This window comes from Streptomyces callyspongiae (genome assembly GCF_047200695.1).
Classification (GTDB): domain Bacteria; phylum Actinomycetota; class Actinomycetes; order Streptomycetales; family Streptomycetaceae; genus Streptomyces.
In genome coordinates, this window is record NZ_JBJZOM010000008.1 from 65,851 (window position 1) to 82,723 (window position 16,873).

18 protein-coding genes are annotated in these 16,873 nt (G+C 72.5%); 13 read left to right on the plus strand and 5 right to left on the minus strand.

The window, feature by feature from the left end:
* The first annotated feature begins 92 nt into the window (after positions 1 to 92).
* The 4 genes from ACL06G_RS09695 to ACL06G_RS09710 all read left to right on the plus strand — a co-directional run bounded on the left by ACL06G_RS09695 (position 93) and on the right by ACL06G_RS09710 (position 3,283).
* The gene (locus ACL06G_RS09695) at positions 93 to 1,097 is read left to right on the plus strand and encodes a metal ABC transporter substrate-binding protein (protein ID WP_412785963.1); all 1,005 of its coding nucleotides are present in this window, start codon (positions 93 to 95) and stop codon (positions 1,095 to 1,097) included.
* 38 nt (positions 1,098 to 1,135) lie between these two features.
* Entirely contained in the window at positions 1,136 to 1,897 is a 762-nt protein-coding gene (locus tag ACL06G_RS09700) for a metal ABC transporter ATP-binding protein (RefSeq protein ID WP_412785962.1), read from the plus strand.
* Positions 1,894 to 2,778, plus strand: coding sequence for a metal ABC transporter permease (locus tag ACL06G_RS09705; protein ID WP_412785961.1), 885 nt, complete (start codon positions 1,894 to 1,896; stop codon positions 2,776 to 2,778). The genes ACL06G_RS09700 and ACL06G_RS09705 overlap by 4 nt, the downstream gene beginning before the upstream one ends.
* Before the next feature lie 94 nt (positions 2,779 to 2,872).
* Positions 2,873 to 3,283: a Fur family transcriptional regulator gene (locus ACL06G_RS09710; RefSeq protein WP_412785960.1), complete on the plus strand. Its 411-nt coding sequence runs from the start codon at positions 2,873 to 2,875 to the stop codon at positions 3,281 to 3,283.
* Between the two features lie 34 nt (positions 3,284 to 3,317).
* Here the strand turns inward: ACL06G_RS09710 and ACL06G_RS09715 are convergent, their stop codons facing one another.
* From ACL06G_RS09715 to ACL06G_RS09725, 3 genes are all read right to left on the minus strand, one after another.
* Complete coding sequence (locus ACL06G_RS09715; protein WP_412785959.1) at positions 3,318 to 4,157, minus strand: isoprenyl transferase; 840 nt, start codon at positions 4,155 to 4,157, stop codon at positions 3,318 to 3,320.
* A 108-nt stretch (positions 4,158 to 4,265) separates the two neighbouring features.
* On the minus strand, positions 4,266 to 5,009 hold the full coding sequence (gene recO / locus ACL06G_RS09720) for a DNA repair protein RecO (protein ID WP_412785958.1): 744 nt from the start codon (positions 5,007 to 5,009) through the stop codon (positions 4,266 to 4,268).
* Between the two features lie 54 nt (positions 5,010 to 5,063).
* Positions 5,064 to 5,783, minus strand: coding sequence for a TerB family tellurite resistance protein (locus ACL06G_RS09725; protein WP_412785957.1), 720 nt, complete (start codon positions 5,781 to 5,783; stop codon positions 5,064 to 5,066).
* Between the two features lie 543 nt (positions 5,784 to 6,326).
* Between ACL06G_RS09725 and ACL06G_RS09730 the strand changes: the two genes are divergently transcribed.
* Together ACL06G_RS09730 and ACL06G_RS09735 are read left to right on the plus strand one after the other, a co-directional pair.
* The gene (locus tag ACL06G_RS09730) at positions 6,327 to 6,539 is read left to right on the plus strand and encodes a hypothetical protein (RefSeq protein ID WP_412785956.1); all 213 of its coding nucleotides are present in this window, start codon (positions 6,327 to 6,329) and stop codon (positions 6,537 to 6,539) included.
* A 119-nt stretch (positions 6,540 to 6,658) separates the two neighbouring features.
* A complete protein-coding gene (locus ACL06G_RS09735; protein WP_412785955.1) occupies positions 6,659 to 7,153 on the plus strand; it encodes a YflT domain-containing protein in 495 nt (164 codons plus the stop codon).
* Between the two features lie 68 nt (positions 7,154 to 7,221).
* Here the strand turns inward: ACL06G_RS09735 and leuA are convergent, their stop codons facing one another.
* Positions 7,222 to 9,000, minus strand: a complete 1,779-nt coding sequence (gene leuA / locus ACL06G_RS09740; RefSeq protein WP_412785954.1) for a 2-isopropylmalate synthase — start codon at positions 8,998 to 9,000, stop codon at positions 7,222 to 7,224.
* Positions 9,001 to 9,286: 286 nt separating this feature from the next.
* Between leuA and ACL06G_RS09745 the strand changes: the two genes are divergently transcribed.
* Complete coding sequence (locus ACL06G_RS09745) at positions 9,287 to 10,420, plus strand: M4 family metallopeptidase (RefSeq protein WP_412785953.1); 1,134 nt, start codon at positions 9,287 to 9,289, stop codon at positions 10,418 to 10,420.
* A gap of 23 nt (positions 10,421 to 10,443) precedes the next feature.
* Positions 10,444 to 10,713: a protealysin inhibitor emfourin gene (locus tag ACL06G_RS09750; protein WP_412785952.1), complete on the plus strand. Its 270-nt coding sequence runs from the start codon at positions 10,444 to 10,446 to the stop codon at positions 10,711 to 10,713.
* 30 nt (positions 10,714 to 10,743) lie between these two features.
* Here ACL06G_RS09750 and ACL06G_RS09755 read toward each other — a convergent pair whose 3' ends face one another.
* Positions 10,744 to 12,063 carry a family 4 glycosyl hydrolase gene (locus tag ACL06G_RS09755; protein WP_412785951.1) on the minus strand — a complete coding sequence of 440 codons (1,320 nt, stop codon included), beginning with the start codon at positions 12,061 to 12,063 and terminating at the stop codon, positions 10,744 to 10,746.
* Positions 12,064 to 12,254: 191 nt separating this feature from the next.
* Between ACL06G_RS09755 and ACL06G_RS09760 the strand changes: the two genes are divergently transcribed.
* From ACL06G_RS09760 to ACL06G_RS09780, 5 genes are all read left to right on the plus strand, one after another.
* Positions 12,255 to 13,379, plus strand: a complete 1,125-nt coding sequence (locus ACL06G_RS09760; RefSeq protein WP_412785993.1) for a carbohydrate kinase family protein — start codon at positions 12,255 to 12,257, stop codon at positions 13,377 to 13,379.
* A gap of 138 nt (positions 13,380 to 13,517) precedes the next feature.
* Complete coding sequence (locus ACL06G_RS09765) at positions 13,518 to 14,612, plus strand: PhoH family protein (RefSeq protein WP_412785950.1); 1,095 nt, start codon at positions 13,518 to 13,520, stop codon at positions 14,610 to 14,612.
* A gap of 9 nt (positions 14,613 to 14,621) precedes the next feature.
* The gene (ybeY, locus tag ACL06G_RS09770; protein ID WP_412785949.1) at positions 14,622 to 15,122 is read left to right on the plus strand and encodes an rRNA maturation RNase YbeY; all 501 of its coding nucleotides are present in this window, start codon (positions 14,622 to 14,624) and stop codon (positions 15,120 to 15,122) included.
* Positions 15,119 to 16,462, plus strand: a complete 1,344-nt coding sequence (locus ACL06G_RS09775) for a hemolysin family protein (protein WP_412785948.1) — start codon at positions 15,119 to 15,121, stop codon at positions 16,460 to 16,462. The genes ybeY and ACL06G_RS09775 overlap by 4 nt, the downstream gene beginning before the upstream one ends.
* 53 nt (positions 16,463 to 16,515) lie before the next feature.
* The gene (locus ACL06G_RS09780; RefSeq protein WP_503167825.1) at positions 16,516 to 16,866 is read left to right on the plus strand and encodes a cytidine deaminase-like protein; all 351 of its coding nucleotides are present in this window, start codon (positions 16,516 to 16,518) and stop codon (positions 16,864 to 16,866) included.
* The last annotated feature ends 7 nt before the right edge of the window (positions 16,867 to 16,873 follow it).

A 16,873-nucleotide genomic window follows, 5' to 3' on the forward strand; every position in this document is an offset into this window, starting at 1 on the left:
GTGGCACCGGATGCGCCCGGCGCGGACACCCGACCGCGTAGGCCGATCGAGTAATTTGACAATCATTTCCATCTGTAGTGAAAATGACTGTCATGAACGCTCGTCACTCCATCAGCCGACACCCCCTCCGGGCCCGCCCCGCCACCTGCGCACTCGCCGGGGCCGCCGCCCTCGGCCTGCTCACCCTGACCGCCTGCGGCAGCGGTGGCGCCGCGGCGGACGACGGGCGCGTGGACGTCGCGGCGTCCTTCTACCCGATGGAGTACCTGGCCGAGGAGATCGGCGGAAAGCACGTGGACGTCACCTCGCTGACGTCCCCCGGCGCGGAGCCGCACGACCTCGAACTCACCCCCCGGCAGGTCGGCGAACTCGGCGAGGCGGACCTCGTCGTCTACCTGAAGGGGCTGCAGCCCGCCGTCGACGAGGCGGTGGCGCAGTCGGAGGTGGAGCACACGGCGGAGGCCGGCTCCTACACCTCCCTGGAGAAGCACAGCGAACACGGCGAACACGGCGAACAAGAGCACGGCGAACAAGAGCACGGCGCACCCGAGGGCCACGAACACACCATGCCGGGCGGCGGCGACCCGCACGTATGGCTCGACCCGGTGCGCTACGCCGCCATCGCGAAGGGAGTCGGGAAGGAACTCGCCACCACCGACCCGGAGCACGCGGAAACGTACCGGAAGAACACCGCCGACCTGGTCACGAGGCTGGAGAAGCTGGACGAGGACTTCCGCACCGGCCTCCGCAACCGGAAGACCGACACCTTCGTCACCACGCACGCCGCGTTCGGCTACCTCGCCGACCGCTACCACCTGCACGAGGAGTCGATCTCCGGCATCGACCCCGCATCCGGCTCCATCAGCGCCGAGCACATCAAGGACCTCCACCGCACGGCCGAGGAGGACGGCGTCCGCACCGTCTTCTCCGGGAGCCGCGCGAACGACGACGCGGCGCAGACCCTCGCCGAGGACCTCGGACTGCGCACCGACGTCCTCGACACCCTGGAGACCGCGCCGAAATCCGACACCCAGGACTACCTCTCCCGCATGCACCACAACCTGCAGGCGCTGCGCACCGCGCTCGGCGCGCAGTGAGCGGCCCACGCCCCGTCCGGCACCGCGAAGGAGACACCATGCCGCAGCCGGAACCCGCCATCGCCCTCCACGACGCCACCGCGGAACTCGGCGCACGCCGCGTACTGCACGGTATCGACCTGTCCGTCGGGCACGGCGAGGTCGTCGCCCTGCTGGGAGCCAACGGCTCCGGCAAGTCGACCACCGTCCGCACCGTGCTCGGCCGCACCCCCCTCGCCTCCGGCACGCTGGAACTCTTCGGCACGCCGCTGCGCCGCTTCCGCGACTGGCGGCGCGTCGGCTACGTCCCGCAGCGCTCCACAGCCACCGCCGGCGTACCGGCCACCGTCCGCGAAGTGGTCTCCGCCGGACGGCTCGCACACCGCCGCTTCCGCCCGCTCACCCGCGACGACCGGGCCGCGGTGACCCGCGCCCTGCACGTGGTCGGCATGGCCGGCCGGGCGAAGGACCCGGTCGGGGCACTGTCCGGCGGACAGCACCAGCGCGTCCTCATAGCCCGTGCCCTCGCCGGGGACCCCGACCTGCTGATCATGGACGAACCGCTGGCAGGCGTGGACCTGCTGAGCCAGCAGGTCCTGGCCGAAGCGCTCCGCGAACAGGTCGGCCGCGGCACGTCCGTACTGGTGGTGCTCCACGAGCTCGGCCCGCTGGCGCCACTCATCGACCGCGCCGTGGTCCTGGCGGACGGGCGCGTGGAACGCGTCGACGACCCGGGCCGACTGCACGACCCCGCCTGCCACCCCCAGGACACCCCACGGGCCGAACCGGCCCTCGACGTGGAAAGCGGACTGCTGCCATGACCGAGATGCTCAGCTACGACTTCATGCAGCGCGCACTCGTCGCGGCACTCCTGGTGGGAGTCGTCGCACCCGCCGTCGGCATCTACCTCGTCCAGCGGCGCCAGGCCGTCATGGGCGACGGCATCGGGCACATCGCCCTCACCGGTGTCTCGCTCGGCTTCCTGCTCTCCACCAGCCCGGTGTGGATGGCGGTGATCGTCGCGGCGCTGGGCGCCGTCGGCATGGAACTCATCCGCTCCTACGGCAGGACGCGTGGCGACGTCGCCCTGGCACTGCTCTTCTACGGCGGCATGGCCGGCGGCATCATGCTCATCAACCTCACACCCGGCGAGTCCAACTCCAGCCTCCTCACCTACCTCTTCGGCTCCATCACGACGGTCTCCGACAGCGATGTCACGACCATCGCCGTCCTCGCCCTGTTCGTGCTCCTGGTTGCCTTCGGACTCCGCCGGCAGCTCTTCGCCGTCTGCCAGGACGAAGAGTTCGCGAAAGTCACCGGCCTGCCCGTGCGCCTGTTGAACCTGCTGCTCGCGGTGACCGCCGCCGTCACCGTCACGGTGGCGATGCAGGTCGTCGGGCTGCTGCTCGTCAGCGCACTCATGGTGGTGCCGGTCGCCACCGCCCAGCAGGTCGCGCGAGGCTTCGCGGCCACCCTCGGCCTGGCCGTGACCATCGGCGTCCTCGTGACGCTCTCCGGCACCGTGACCTCGTACTACGCGTCGGTCCCGGCCGGGGCGGGGACCGTGCTGCTGGCCATCGCGCTGTTCGGACTGGCCGCCGTCGCGGCGGCGCCCCTGACACGCCGCCGGGCGGCACGCGACACGGAAGGCCGTCCCTCGGGCACCCTGGAAGCAGAGAGCGCCTCGACGGGCACCGGGTGAGACCCGATGCCGCGGCGGGGACGGTTCCGGCTGGCACAATGGCCAGCCGGCCCGCAGGCCCGCACGGCAGCCCGAACACATGGAGGAGGCAACGGTGGCGAGCGCAGGACCCCCCGTCCGCGGACGATCGACCCGGCAGCGCGCAGCGGTAGCGGCGGCGCTGGCGGAGGTCGAGGAGTTCCGCAGCGCTCAGGAGCTGCACGACATGCTCCGGCACCGGGGCGACTCGGTCGGCCTGACCACCGTCTACCGCACCCTCCAGTCGCTCGCCGACGCCGGGGAGGTCGACGTGCTGCGCACGGCGGAAGGCGAGGCCGTCTACCGTCGCTGCCACAGCGACGATCACCACCACCACCTGGTGTGCCGGCACTGCGGCAAGGCCGTGGAGGTCGAGGGCCCCGCCGTGGAGCGGTGGGCCGACGCGGTCGCGGCCGAGCACGGGTTCGTGGACGTCGGCCACACCGTCGAGATCTTCGGCACCTGCGGCGGCTGCGCCAAGGACTGAACCCGGGCGCGCCCCGGCGCGCGGCGCGGTCGCGCTACGCCCGTCCGGGGCCGGCGGACCGCGTCTCGTTCACCGCGACGCCCCCGAAGCGGCGGTCGCGGCGGGCGTACTCCACACAGGCGTCCCACAGGTTGCGGCGGTCGAAGTCCGGCCAGAGCACGTCCTGGAACACCATCTCCGCGTAGGCCGTCTGCCATATCAGGTAGTTGGAGGTGCGCTGCTCGCCCGAGGGCCGGAGGAACAGGTCCACGTCCGGCATGTCCCGGTAGTAGAGGTACTTGGCGAACGTCTTCTCGTTGACCTTGCCCGGGTCGAGACGTCCTGCCGCGACCTCCTCCGCCACCGCCCTGGCCGCGTCGGCGATCTCCGCACGCCCGCCGTAGTTGACGCAGAAGTACAGCGTCATGGCGTCGTTGTCCTCGGTCTGCTCCTGCGCGACCTGCAACTCCTGCACCACGGACTTCCACAGCTTCGGCATCCGGCCCACCCAGCGGATGCGGATGCCCAGCGCGTCCATCTCGTCGCGGCGCCGGCGGATCACGTCCCGGTTGAAGTTCATCAGGAAGCGGACCTCTTCGGGCGAGCGCTTCCAGTTCTCGGTGGAGAAGGCGTAGAGCGAGAGATTCTTGACGCCCATCTCCAGGCAGCCCTTGAGGACGTCCAGCACGACGCCCTCGCCGACCTTGTGGCCCTCGGTCCTCGGCAGGCCCCTCTCCTTCGCCCAGCGGCCGTTGCCGTCCATCACGACCGCCACGTGGTTCGGCACCAGCTCGGCGGGGATCTGCGGCGGCCTGGCGCCGGATGGGTGCGGCTCGGGGACCGCGTAGTCGGCGGAGGAGCGACGCTGCCGGGACAGCATTCCGCGACGGGCCATGGGTGACTCAGCTCCATCGGGTCGTGCGGGACGTTCGTTCGGGGAACCGCGTGCGGGACGTGTACGCCGCGAGCCTAGCCCACCGCACGGAACGCTCCGGCCACCCGCTCAGCGCACGTAGCGCAGCGAACGCAGCCCGCGCTCAAGGTGCCAGTGCAGGTACGCGGAGACCAGCCCGCTGCCCTCCCGCACGTGCCGGGCCTCGGCGGCGTCCGCGGTCCGCCAGTCGCCGGTGAGCAGCGCGCCCAGCAGCCCGACCGCCTCGGGCGAGGGCACCACGCTGCCCGGCACCCGGCAGTCGGCGCACACCGTGCCACCCGCGGCGACCGAGAAGAAGCGGTTGGGGCCGTGGATGCCGCACTTGGCGCAGTCCTCGAAGCTCGGCGCGTAGCCGTTCACGGCGAGGGAGCGCAGCAGGAAGGCGTCGAGGACGAGCCCGGGTGCGTGCTCCCCGCCCGCCAGGGTGCGCAGCCCGCCGACGAGCAGCAGGTACTGCTGCACGGCCGGCTCGCCCTCGTGGTCGGTGAATCGTTCCGCGGTCTCCAGCATGGCGGTACCGGCGGTGTAGCGGTCGTAGTCGCCGACGATGCCGCTGCCGTGGGGGGCGATGGTCTCGGTCTGCGTGCACAACGGCAGGCCGCGCCCGACGAGTTCGCCGCCACGGGCGAAGAACTGCACGTCGACGTGGCTGAACGGTTCGAGCCGGGCACCGAACTTGGACTTGGTGCGGCGGACCCCGCGGGCCACGGCGCGGACACGGCCGTGGTTCCGCGTGAGGAGCGTGATGATCCGGTCCGCCTCACCCAGCTTCTGGGTGCGCAGCACGATGCCGTCGTCGCGGAACAGACTCATGACGGCATTCTCCCGCACGCGCGGAGGTCCGCGGGCCACCGGGCCCGGAACCGATCAGGACGGAGTGCGCGCGGCCGCCAGCAGACGCTCGGTCTCCTCCGGGTGCAGCGCCAGGGCGTTCCCCACGGCGTCCAGCATCTCGCGCTCCGCGGCCTCGTACGGGCCGTCGGCGAGGGCGATCGCCGCGCCCTCCAGCAGCAGCGCCTCACGGCCCGGGCGCTCCAGGTGCGGGCCGAGCGGTTCCAGGGCCTCGCACACCTCCTGGTGCGCGGCCGACAGACCTGCGCCGGGGTCCTGCGCCGGATCGTCCGCCCGGACATGGTGCAGCGGGCCGGTGTGCAGGCCGACAAGCCGCGCGAGGACGCCCTCCTCGGTGCACTCCGGGTAGCCGGCGGCGTGCACGGCGGCCACGGCCGCCCGGCGCGTCGCGGCCGAGCCGGAGCCGCCCGCCTCGAGCATCGCGACGGCCACGGTGTGGACGGCGTCCCGCAGCATGCCGGCCAGCCGGTGCGTGGTGAGCCGTTCGAGCACGGCCGGGTCGTGCCGCCTGCGGCAGGCGGCGCACTCGACGACGGGCGCCACCTCGCCGCGGGGCACCAGCGGCACCCCCAGGACGGTGAAGCGACGACGGCCCGTCCGCAGCCGGTAGCTGCGGTCACCGCCGCAGCCGGAGCAGAAGAACTCACCGTCGTCGAGCGTGCGCCACGCCGTGCGCACACCCGCGAGGCGCGGACCGGACACCGAGCGGCTGCGCCGGACACGGGAACGCAACACCGCACCTCCCTCACACTTCGGCAACGCTGCCGGGTCGGGTGATGTTAACCACATCCACCGATCCCCGTCAGCCCCCTCACAGCGGACCGGTGCACCCGGCGGCAGTCGCCCTCGCCCCCACCTGCACGGCTGTCGCGGTGCGTTTCGTCGTCGCGGGCGGTGGACGGCCGGCGGGCCGGTCGACGGACGGCAACGCGCGGGCATCGGCCCGGTCACGAAGTCGACTCGACCCGCGTCGCGGGGGCCGTAGGAGCTTTGACGGAGCTTCAGAGCGGGAAAGCTCAGGTCAGACGCTGTCGCCGACCGGCCCGGCCGTGGTAATGATCACGTGCTGGACGTCCTGATCCGTGGGGACCGCCGGTGGTGACGTTCCGTCCCGGCCGGCTACCGGACACCGGGAACCGCGGCCCGCTGCCGCATCCGATGTCACCCGCTCCGGCCCGGGCGCAGTGGCACCTCCACCGGTCCCCGGACGACAGCATCCGAGAGAGGGCGCCGGCCGCACGGCGACCTCCGCGAACCGTGTCCGAGGGGAGATCGCACATGACGACGTTGATGATGACGGTGGGCGGGGCAGTCGCCCTGATAGCCCTGCTCATGGCCACGACCGTGCGCAGGGAGCGCCGCAGGGAGCGCCTCGCGAGCGCTTTCGGGCCGGAGACCAAGAACCTCGCGGACATGCGGGAGGCCCGCCGGACGGCCCACTCCGTCCGCGAGGCGGGCGCGCTGCGGACGACGGCGCGGGCGCGGGGCTGACCGGACCGCGGATGCGGCGCCTGCCGGCCCCCGGGCCCGGCCCTGCGGAGTGAGCGGGTGAAACGGCCCGGTCGGGATACCCGGCGGCCGGATGGTTCCCTCCGGAGGAAGGGCCCGGCATGTCCTCGATCGATCCAGAACCCAGGAACCCGGTCAGCGACGCCTGGAACACCGTGGCGAGCTACGACTCCTACGACAAGGCGCAGGCCGCCGTCGACACACTGTCCGACGAGCACTTCCCCGTGGAACACCTCGACATCGTCGGGTCCGACCTGCGGCTCGTCGAGCATGTGACCGGACGTCTGACCAAGGGCCGGGCAGCGGCGGGCGGCGCGGCGACCGGCGCGTGGTTCGGGCTGTTCATCGGCCTGCTGGTGGGCCTGTTCACGCCGGGACCGACCTGGCTCGGACTGATCCTCGGCGGCCTGCTGATCGGCGCCGTGTGGGGCGCCGTCTTCGGCTTCGTCGGCCACGCGGCGACCGGCGGCACGCGGGACTTCTCCTCCACCCGCTCGCTGGCGGCCTCGCGCTACGACGTCATCGCACGGGACGGGCACGCGGAGGAGGCCCGCTCCGTCCTGCAGCGGGCCGGCCTGTCCTCCGGCACCGCCTGACCGCCGCCGCTGCCGTGCGGCCGCGCCTCCCGCGCGGCGGCACGGCAGCGGCGAACGGTGCGGTGTGCTCAGGCGCGGAAGGCGCGGTTGACGGCGGAGACCACGGCCTGCAGCGAGGCGCGGACGATGTTCGCGTCGATGCCGACGCCCCAGAGCACCTTGTCGCCGATGGCGCACTCGATGTACGCGGCGGCCTGGGAGCCCGCGCCCTCGCTCATGGTGTGTTCGACGTAGTCCAGCAGCCGTACGTCCACGTCGACGGCCTGCAGCGCGTCGAAGAACGCGGCCAGTGGGCCGTTCCCCGTTCCGGTCAGGAAGGTCCCCCGACCGTCGACCGTGGCCTCGACGGTCAGTTCCGTGGCCTCGCTGTCCGGGTGCTCGCTCGACGTGGCGGTCTGCACACCGTGCAGGGCGATGCGGCCCCAGCCGGATGCGGGCAGGTACTCGTCCTGGAAGACGGCCCAGATCTCGGCCGGCGTGACCTCCCCGCCCCCGGTGTCCGTCCGGGCCTGGATGATCCTGGAGAACTCGACCTGCATCCGCCGCGGCAGCGACAGGCTGTGGTCGTTCTTCAGGACGTAGGCGATCCCGCCCTTGCCGGACTGCGAGTTGACCCGGATGACGGCCTCGTAGGAGCGTCCCACGTCCTTGGGGTCGATGGGGAGGTAGGGAACCTCCCAGTCGATGTCCTCCACGCGCACGCCCGCCGCCTCCGCGCGGGCCTCCATGTCCTCGAAGCCCTTCTTGATGGCGTCCTGGTGGGAGCCGGAGAAGGAGGTGTACACGAGGTCGCCGGCGTAGGGGTGGCGGGCGTGCACCTCCATCTGGTTGCAGTACTCCGCGGTCCGCTTGATCTCGTCGATGCGCGAGAAGTCGATCTGCGGATCGACGCCCTGGGAGAACAGGTTCATGCCCAGCGTCACCAGGTCGACGTTGCCGGTGCGTTCCCCCTGCCCGAACAGGCAGCCCTCGACGCGGTCCGCACCGGCCATGACGGCCAGTTCGGCGGCGGCGACCGCCGTTCCGCGGTCGTTGTGGGGGTGGGCGGACAGGCAGACGTACTCGCGCCGCGACAGGTTCCGCGACATCCACTCGAAGCGGTCCGCGTGTGTGGAGGGGGTGGAGCGCTCCACGGTGGCGGGCAGGTTCAGGATGATCTCGCGGCCCTCCTCGGGCTGCCAGACGTCCATGACGCTCTCGCAGACCTCGAGGGCGAAGTCCAGCTCGGTGTCGGTGAAGATCTCCGGGCTGTACTGGTAGCCGAAGACGGTGTCCCCGTCGAGGATCTTCTCCGCGTACTCCGTCACCAGGCGCGTACCGTCGACGGCGATCTGCCGGACCTGCTCGCGGGAGCCCCGGAAGACGACCCGCCGGAAGGTGGGGGCGGTTGCGTTGTACAGGTGGACGGTGGCCCGGTGGGCGCCGCGCAGCGACTCGACGGTGCGCTCGATCAGCTCCTCGCGGGCCTGCGTGAGGACGGAGATCGTCACGTCCTCGGGGACGACGTCCTCCTCGATGATCGAGCGGACGAAGTCGAAGTCGGTCTGCCCCGAGGCGGGGAAGCCGACCTCGATCTCCTTGTAGCCCATCGACACCAGCAGGTCGAACATCTCCCGCTTGCGCGCCGGGGACATCGGATCGATCAGTGCCTGGTTGCCGTCCCGCAGGTCGGTGGACAGCCACCGCGGCGCAGCGGTGATGCGGTTGTCCGGCCAGGTGCGGTCGGGGATGTCGACGGCCTTGTACCGCCCGTAGCGGTGGTGGGGCATCCCCGAGGGCCGCTGGCGCACGGTGGCCGCGGTGATGGGGGTGGCGGGACGCACGGACCGGGATTCGGAGGAGGTCATGACGCGCGGGGCTCCTTGGCTGAGTGCTTCGGGGACCGACGGTGCAGCACCGGACTCCGCGGGGAGGGGGTCGGTCGTGAGACTTACAGACCCTCGCCGCGGCGGCTAAGGAGAAGCAGCCCGTATCGCATGGTCGGGCCACCGTAACCGAGACCGTGGCCGCGCGGGGCCACGTATCACCATGCGGACCCGCAGCGGCAGCGGCGCGCGCGCCGATGCCCCCTTCTCGCTAAATACCGACAGCATCCGGTGACAGGACCGTGACAGAGTGCCACATTGAGCGGTCATGGACTCTCACTCCGCATCCTGCTCCCCTGCTGCCCCGGGGTGCCGCGGCATCGTGCCGCCGCACCTCCTGGACCGGCTCGCCGCGTCCGACGATCCCCGGCTCTCCGTGCCCGCCGCCCGCACCCGGGCGCGGGACGCCGCGCAGCGCGGAAGGCGCCATCAGGCCGCCCGGGCGATCCCCGCGCAGCCCCTGCCGGAGCGACCGGACCCCACGGCGGAGACCCGGCGCACGGTGTACGACGCGCAGGGCGGAGACGCCCTGCCGGGGAAGCGGGTGCGTTCCGAGGGCGAGGACGCGGTGGCCGACGCCTCGGTCAACCGCGCGTACGCAGGCCTCGGGGCGACCATCGCGCTCTACCGCTCCGCCTTCGGCCGGAGCTCCGTCGACGGTTCGGGCATGCCGCTGGACGCCAGCGTGCACTACGGCGAACAGTACGCCAACGCGTTCTGGGACGGGGGCCGCATGGTGTTCGGCGACGGCGACGGCGAGGTGTTCCGCGATTTCACTCTCGCGGTGGACGTGATCGGCCACGAACTCGCGCACGGCGTCACGCAGTACACCGCGAACCTGCAGTACCGCGGACAGTCCGGTGCCCTCAACGAGTCCGTGTCCGACGTGTTCGGTTCCCTGGTCAAGCAGCACGAGCTGGGCCAGACCGCGGGCGAGGCCGACTGGCTGATCGGCGCCGGCCTCTTCACCCCGCAGGTGCGGGGACGCGCCCTGCGCTCGCTGAGCGCCCCCGGCACAGCGTACGACGACGACGTCCTGGGCAGCGACCCGCAGCCGGGACACATGGACGATTTCGTGCACACCCCCGACGACAACGGCGGGGTGCACATCAACTCCGGTATCCCGAACCGGGCGTTCCACCGGTTCGCCGTGGCGCTCGGCGGCCACGCGTGGGAACGGGCCGGGCAGGTCTGGTACGACACACTGACGTCCGACGCACTGAGCCCGGACGCCGGGTTCGCCGAGTTCGCCGGCGCCACCGTGGCGGCGGCGGAGGCCCGTCACGGCCGCGGAGCGGTGAGCAAGGCGCTGCTCCAGGCCTGGACGGACGTCGGCGTCGCGGTGCGGGAAGGTGCCGAGTCCGCGCGCCCCGGCAACCGCGGGGCCGTGCGCAGCTCCTGAACCGCCGACGACGAAGGAGACCCATGCGCATCACCGTCACCCGGACGGGAGGCTTCGGCGGCCTGACCCGCCGCGCCTCGGTGGACACCGCTTCCCGCGCCGGCGCGGAGGACCTCGTGCCGCTCGCCGAGCAGGCGCTGGCCGACGGGCACCGTGCCGAGCGGCCCACGGGTGTGCCGGACGGATTCCACTACGAGATCGAGGCGGACGGGGAGGTCGCGTACTGCGCCGACCCGCGGCTCAGCGAGGCGCAGCGGAGCCTGATCGTCCGGGTTCTGCAGGAGGGAGCCTGACGGGCGCCCCCGGGGGGCCGCCGGTGCCCGTCAGGCGCGGTCGAGGATGCGGGCGGCGACCGCCGGGGAGTCGACCAGGGGGTGCAGGGCGAGCGCACGCAGTGCCGCGGCGCGCGAACCCGTCAGGGCCGCCTCGATCGCGGCGCGTTCCACGGCCTTGACCTGGAGCATCAGGCCGAGTTCGGCCGCACCGGGAGCGGCGCACGGGAGCGGCCGCGCCCCCCGGGCATCGACCTCGCAGACCGCCTCCACCACGGCGTCCGCGGGCAGCGCGGGCACCAGGCCGGCACCGGGGACGTCGAGGACGAGTTCGGCGCGGGTCCCGCTCGCGAGCGCTTCCATCAGTGCGAGCGCGACCTCCTCGTACCCGCCGCCCTCCAGGTCGCAGCTGTCACGCTGCCCGCCGCCTGCGGCCTCGCGGCTCTCGGCGAGATAGGTCTCCTCCCGCTCCCGCCGCGTGCGTTCCCACAACTCCCGCGCACGCTCCGGGGCACCGGCCGCGGCGTCGTAGAAGGCCCGCTGGCGCCGGTCCAGGAAGGCGCCCCGGGTCTCCGGGGCCGCGCGCACGGCCGCCAGCGTCTCGCGCCGGAAGTAGTAGTAGTGCAGGTACTCGTTGGGGATGCTCCCCAGGGCCCGCAACCAGTCCGGGCCGAACAGGCGCCCCTCTTCGAAGGAGCCGAGTGCCGCGTCGTCCGCGAGGAGGCCGGGCAGCAGGTCGCGGCCGTCGGGGCCGGTGAGGGAGCGCAGCCAGCCGAGGTGGTTGAGCCCCAGGTAGTCGCCGCGCACCTGCGCGGGATCGGCACCGGCCGCCCGGGCGGCGCGGCGCACCAGACCGACCGGGGAGTCGCAGATGCCGATGACGCGGTCGCCGAGGACGCGTCCCATGGCTTCCGTGACGATGCCCGCGGGGTTGGTGAAGTTGACGACCCAGGCGTGCGGTGCGACCTCGCGGACGCGCTCGGCGACGTGCAGCGCGAACGGCACGGTGCGCAGCGCGTAGAGGACGCCCCCGGCGCCGACCGTCTCCTGTCCCAGCACCCCTTCGGCGAGCGGCACCTGCTCGTCGCGCACCCGGCCCCCGGTTCCGCCGACACGTACTGCGGAGAAGACGAAGTCGGTGCCGCGCAGGGCGTCGTCGAGATCGGGCTCCACGCGCACCGGAGGCGCCCCCGGCACGTCCCGGGCCTGGGCGGCGAGAACGGAGGCGATCACGCGAGCGCGGGTGGCGTCCGTGTCGTGCAGCACCAGTTCGGTGCAACGCACCGGAGCGTCCCGGCGTGCCCGGGCGAGCAGGGCGCGGTACACCAGAGGTACGCGGAAACCGCCTCCGCCGAGAATCGTCAGCCGCATGCTGCGGAACGTACCGCACGACGCGGCGGCGCGGCCCGCGCGGGACACGGGACGGGGCGAGGCGGCGCGGAACGGCCCGGGCAGGGCGAACGGGCGGGCGAAAGCGCGAGGAGAACACGGTGGGCACGGGCAGGACGGCAGGCAGGAACGGTGACGACCGCCGGGCCGGGGAAGGGGTCGGCTCCGGGCGGGTGAGCGGCGAGCGGCCGGGGGACGCGCCCGGCGAGCGACTGGACCCGCTCGCGGCGCTGCGGACGCCCCACGACCCGGACTGCGACGTGTACCTGACGGGGACGGTGTTCCTGGACATCGTCTTCACCGGACTGGACGCCGCGCCGGTACGCGGCACGGAGTCCTGGGCCCGGGGCATGGGCTCCAGCCCGGGAGGGGTGGCGAACATGGCCACGGCCCTCGCGCGGCTCGGACTGCGCACATCGCTGGCGGCCGCCTTCGGGGACGACATGTACGGCGACTACTGTCGCGACTCCCTGGAACGCGGCGAGGGCATCGATCTGTCCATGTCGCACACGGTGCGGGGCTGGCACTCACCCGTGACCGTGTCCATGGCGTACGAGGGGGAGCGCACGATGGTCTCGCACGGCCACGTGGCGCCGCCGCGCGACCCGGCGCTGGAGGGCGACCGGGAGTGCCCTCCCCCGGCACGTGCCTGCGTGGCGTCGCTGGAGCCGGGGGAGCCGCAGGAGTGGGTGGCGACGGCCGCCGACCGCGGCAGCCTGGTGTTCGCCGGGGTCGGCTGGGACGACAGCGGACGCTGGGACCTGGCAGCGCTGCCCGGGCTCGAGCGGTGCGAGGTGTTCCTGCCGAACGCGGCAGAGGCCATGCGCTACACGCGCACCGACTGCCCGCTGCGGGCCGCGCGGGTGCTCGCGGAACGGGTTCCGCTGGCCGTGGTCACGATGGGAGCCGACGGCGCGTGCGCGGCGGACGGCCGAACCGGCGAGACCGCACAGGTTCCTGCCATCGCGGTGGACGCGCTGGACACCACGGGCGCCGGCGACGTGTTCACCGCGGGTTTCGTCACCGGCACGCTCGCGGGGTGGCCGCTGCCGGACCGGCTGGCGTTCGCGGGGCTGACGTCCGCGCTGTCGGTGCAGGAGTTCGGCGGCTCGCTGTCCGCACCGGGCTGGGCGGAGGTCGGAGCGTGGTACGAGCGGGTGCGGCACGGCTCGGAGACGGCCGGGCAGGGCCCGGAGGACCTCCGCCGGTTCGCCTTCCTCGACGCGCTGCTGCCGCGCTGCGGGCGCCCCGGGCCGCGGCTGCGCGCCGTACCGACGCTCGGCTTCCGCGAGGCCTGAGAGAGGGTCCGGCCCGCCGCACGCCGCGAGTGCGACCGGAGCGGGAAAAGGGCTCGGGGCGCGTCAGCGGCTCGGCGTATTCTGGAGGCACCAGTAGTCGCAGCACGGAGAGGGATGAGCAGGCCCCAGAGGCCGCCCATGACGCAGACAACCACGAACCAGGACACCGCCCGTTTCAGCGTGCCGTCCAAGCACCCGATGGTGACCGTGCTCGGCTCCGGCGACTCCCTGCTGCGCGTGATCGAGGAGGCGTTCCCCCGCACCGACATCCATGTCCGCGGGAACGAGATCACGGCCACCGGCGCTCCCGAGGACGTCGCCCTGCTGCAGCGTCTGTTCGACGAGATGATGCTGGTGCTCCGCACCGGGCAGCCGATGACCGAGGACGCGGTGGAACGCACCATCTCCATGCTCCGCAAGGCCGAGGCGGGCGAGGGGGACGGCGGGCACTCCGCCCCCGCCGAGGTCCTGACGCAGAACATCCTGTCCAACCGCGGCCGCACCATCCGGCCCAAGACGCTCAACCAGAAGCGGTACGTCGACGCCATCGACCAGCACACCGTCGTCTTCGGCATCGGCCCGGCCGGGACGGGCAAGACCTACCTGGCCATGGCGAAGGCGGTGCAGGCTCTCCAGTCCAAGCAGGTCAACCGCATCATCCTGACGCGTCCCGCCGTCGAGGCGGGCGAGCGACTCGGGTTCCTGCCCGGCACGCTCTACGAGAAGATCGACCCGTACCTGCGCCCGCTGTACGACGCGCTGCACGACATGCTCGACCCGGACTCCATCCCCCGCCTGATGGCCGCCGGCACCATCGAGGTCGCGCCACTGGCCTACATGCGCGGGCGGACGCTGAATGACGCCTTCATCATCCTGGACGAGGCGCAGAACACGAACCCCGAACAGATGAAGATGTTCCTCACCCGGCTCGGCTTCGACTCCAAGGTGGTCGTCACGGGCGACATCACACAGGTCGACCTGCCGGGCGGGACGAAGAGCGGGCTGCGGCAGGTGCGGGACATCCTCGAGGGCGTGGAGGACGTGCACTTCTCCTTCCTCACGAGCACCGACGTGGTCCGGCACAAACTCGTCGGCCGTATCGTCGACGCCTACGACCGCTACGACGAGCAGAACGGCACCGAGAACGGCACCGCCGCGCAGGACGCGTCCGCGCGGCGCAAGGGCAGCAGGGACCGCGCGCACGACCGCGCCCGAGGCAACGGGAAACGCTGAGCACCACACATGTCCATCGACGTCAACAACGAGTCCGGGCGCACGCTCGACGAACAGTCGCTGCACGACATCGCCCGCTACGCCCTGACCCGCATGCGCATCCATCCGCTGGCGGAACTGTCCCTGATCGCGGTCGACAACGACGCCATGGAGCAGTTGCACCTCCAGTGGATGGACCTCCCCGGCCCCACCGATGTGATGTCCTTCCCCATGGACGAACTGCGGCCGCCCACACGTGAGGACGAGGACCCGCCGCAGGGCCTCCTGGGGGACATCGTCCTCTGCCCCGACGTGGCGGCGAAGCAGGGCGCCGAGGCGGCGACGCAGCACTCCATGGACGAGGAGCTTCAGCTCCTGACCGTCCACGGCGTGCTGCACCTGCTGGGGTACGACCACGAGGAACCGGGCGAGCGCACCGAGATGTTCGGCCTGCAGGCGGCCATCGTGGACGGGTGGCGCGCCGAGCGCGGCCTCACGGGACCGTCGCCCGCCCCCACGATGACGTCATGACCGCGCAACTGGTCCTGGGGGCGGGCGCGCTTGTCGTCGTCGCGTGGCTCGCGGCCTGCGCGGAGGCCGGCCTGGCCCGCACCACGAGTTTCCGCGCCGAGGAGGCCGTGCGCTCGGGGCGCAAGGGCGCCGCGAAGCTCGGGCTCGTCGCCGCCGACCCGACCCGCTACCTCAACCTCGCGCTGCTGGTCCGCGTGGCGAGCGAGGTGGCCGCGGGAGTCCTCGTCGCCTACGCCTGCCTGCGCAGTTTCGACGATCCCTGGCAGGCGCTGCTCGTCGCGTTCGCGGTGATGGTGCTGGTCTCGTACGTGGCGGTGGGCGTCTCTCCCCGCACGATCGGCCGGCAGCACCCGCTCAACACCGCCACCGCCGCCAGCTACGTGCTCGTGCCGCTGGCGCGGGTGCTCGGCCCGCTGCCGCAGCTGCTGATCCTGCTCGGCAACGCCCTCACACCCGGCAGGGGATTCCGCAAGGGCCCGTTCGCGAGCGAGGCGGAGCTGCGGGCGCTGGTCGACCTCGCCGAGCAGGAGTCGCTCATCGAGGCCGAGGAGCGGAAGATGGTGCACTCCGTCTTCGAACTCGGCGACACGCTCGTGCGCGAGGTGATGGTGCCCCGCACCGACCTGATCACCATCGAGCGGTTCAAGACGGTCCGCCAGGGCCTGACCCTCGCGCTGCGCTCGGGCTTCTCCCGCATCCCGGTGGTCGGCGAGAGCGAGGACGACGTGCTGGGCATCGTCTACCTCAAGGACCTGGCGCGGAAGTCCCACATCAACCGGGAGAACGAGAACGAACTGGTCACCACGGCCATGCGCCCCGCGGCCTTCGTACCGGACACCAAGAACGCGGGAGACCTGCTGCGCGAGATGCAGCGCGACCGCATCCACGTGGCCGTCGTCGTCGACGAGTACGGCGGCACGGCCGGCGTGGTGACGATCGAGGACATCCTCGAGGAGATCGTCGGCGAGATCACGGACGAGTACGACAAGGAACAAGCCCCGGTCGAGGATCTCGGACAGGGCCGCTTCCGCGTCACCGCGCGCCTCGACCTGGGCGACCTGGGCGAGCTGTACGACCTGGTCGACTGGGACGACGAGGACGTGGAGACCGTCGGCGGGCTGCTGGCGAAGAACCTCGGCAGGGTGCCGATCGCCGGTGCCACCACGACCGTGGACCTCTCCGAGGACCACTCGGACCCGACGCTCAGCGCCCTGCGCCTGACCGCGGAGGCCCCCGCCGGACGCCGGAACCGGATCACCACGGTGCTGGTCGAGCCGGTGCGCGAGGCCGCTCCCGCCGACCAGGAGTTCCCCGCCGACCGCGATCGCCACCCTGCCTGAAAGACACCGGGGCGCTCTCGGAAGCGGTCGGCGGGACGCCTATGCTCTCCCCCATGACCGAGCAGGCGATGGACCCCGAAGACCGCAAGATCGTGACGCTGGCCCGCTCCGCTCGGGCCCGCAACGGCGTGCCGGAGGGTGCGGCGGTGCGCGACGAGACCGGGCGCACCTACGTCGCCGGTTCCGTGGAGCTGCCCTCGCTTCCGCTGAGCGCGCTGCGCACCGCGGTCGCGATGGCCGTCGCCTCCGGGGCGAAGGGCCTCGAGGCGGCCGCCGTCGTGTCGGAGTCCGAGCAGGTCACGGACGAGGACCTGGCCGCCGTGCGGGACCTGGGAGGAACCGGGACGCCGGTGCTGCTTGCCGGCCCGGACGGGGAGCTGCGCAGCACCGTGCAGGCCGGCTGAGGCCCCG

Bases quoted from the DNA above. Each gene is read 5' to 3' on its own strand.
- ACL06G_RS09695 (WP_412785963.1), top strand. From the start codon at position 93: ATGAACGCTCGTCACTCCATCAGCCGACACCCCCTCCGGGCCCGCCCC.
- ACL06G_RS09700 (WP_412785962.1), top strand. From the start codon at position 1,136: ATGCCGCAGCCGGAACCCGCCATCGCCCTCCACGACGCCACCGCGGAA.
- ACL06G_RS09705 (WP_412785961.1), top strand. From the start codon at position 1,894: ATGACCGAGATGCTCAGCTACGACTTCATGCAGCGCGCACTCGTCGCG.
- ACL06G_RS09715 (WP_412785959.1), bottom strand. From the start codon at position 4,157: ATGGCCCGTCGCGGAATGCTGTCCCGGCAGCGTCGCTCCTCCGCCGAC.
- recO (WP_412785958.1), bottom strand. From the start codon at position 5,009: ATGAGTCTGTTCCGCGACGACGGCATCGTGCTGCGCACCCAGAAGCTG.
- ACL06G_RS09730 (WP_412785956.1), top strand. From the start codon at position 6,327: ATGACGACGTTGATGATGACGGTGGGCGGGGCAGTCGCCCTGATAGCC.
- ACL06G_RS09735 (WP_412785955.1), top strand. From the start codon at position 6,659: ATGTCCTCGATCGATCCAGAACCCAGGAACCCGGTCAGCGACGCCTGG.
- leuA (WP_412785954.1), bottom strand. From the start codon at position 9,000: ATGACCTCCTCCGAATCCCGGTCCGTGCGTCCCGCCACCCCCATCACC.
- ACL06G_RS09745 (WP_412785953.1), top strand. From the start codon at position 9,287: ATGGACTCTCACTCCGCATCCTGCTCCCCTGCTGCCCCGGGGTGCCGC.
- ACL06G_RS09750 (WP_412785952.1), top strand. From the start codon at position 10,444: ATGCGCATCACCGTCACCCGGACGGGAGGCTTCGGCGGCCTGACCCGC.
- ACL06G_RS09755 (WP_412785951.1), bottom strand. From the start codon at position 12,063: ATGCGGCTGACGATTCTCGGCGGAGGCGGTTTCCGCGTACCTCTGGTG.
- ACL06G_RS09765 (WP_412785950.1), top strand. From the start codon at position 13,518: ATGACGCAGACAACCACGAACCAGGACACCGCCCGTTTCAGCGTGCCG.
- ybeY (WP_412785949.1), top strand. From the start codon at position 14,622: ATGTCCATCGACGTCAACAACGAGTCCGGGCGCACGCTCGACGAACAG.
- ACL06G_RS09775 (WP_412785948.1), top strand. From the start codon at position 15,119: ATGACCGCGCAACTGGTCCTGGGGGCGGGCGCGCTTGTCGTCGTCGCG.
- ACL06G_RS09780 (WP_503167825.1), top strand. From the start codon at position 16,516: ATGACCGAGCAGGCGATGGACCCCGAAGACCGCAAGATCGTGACGCTG.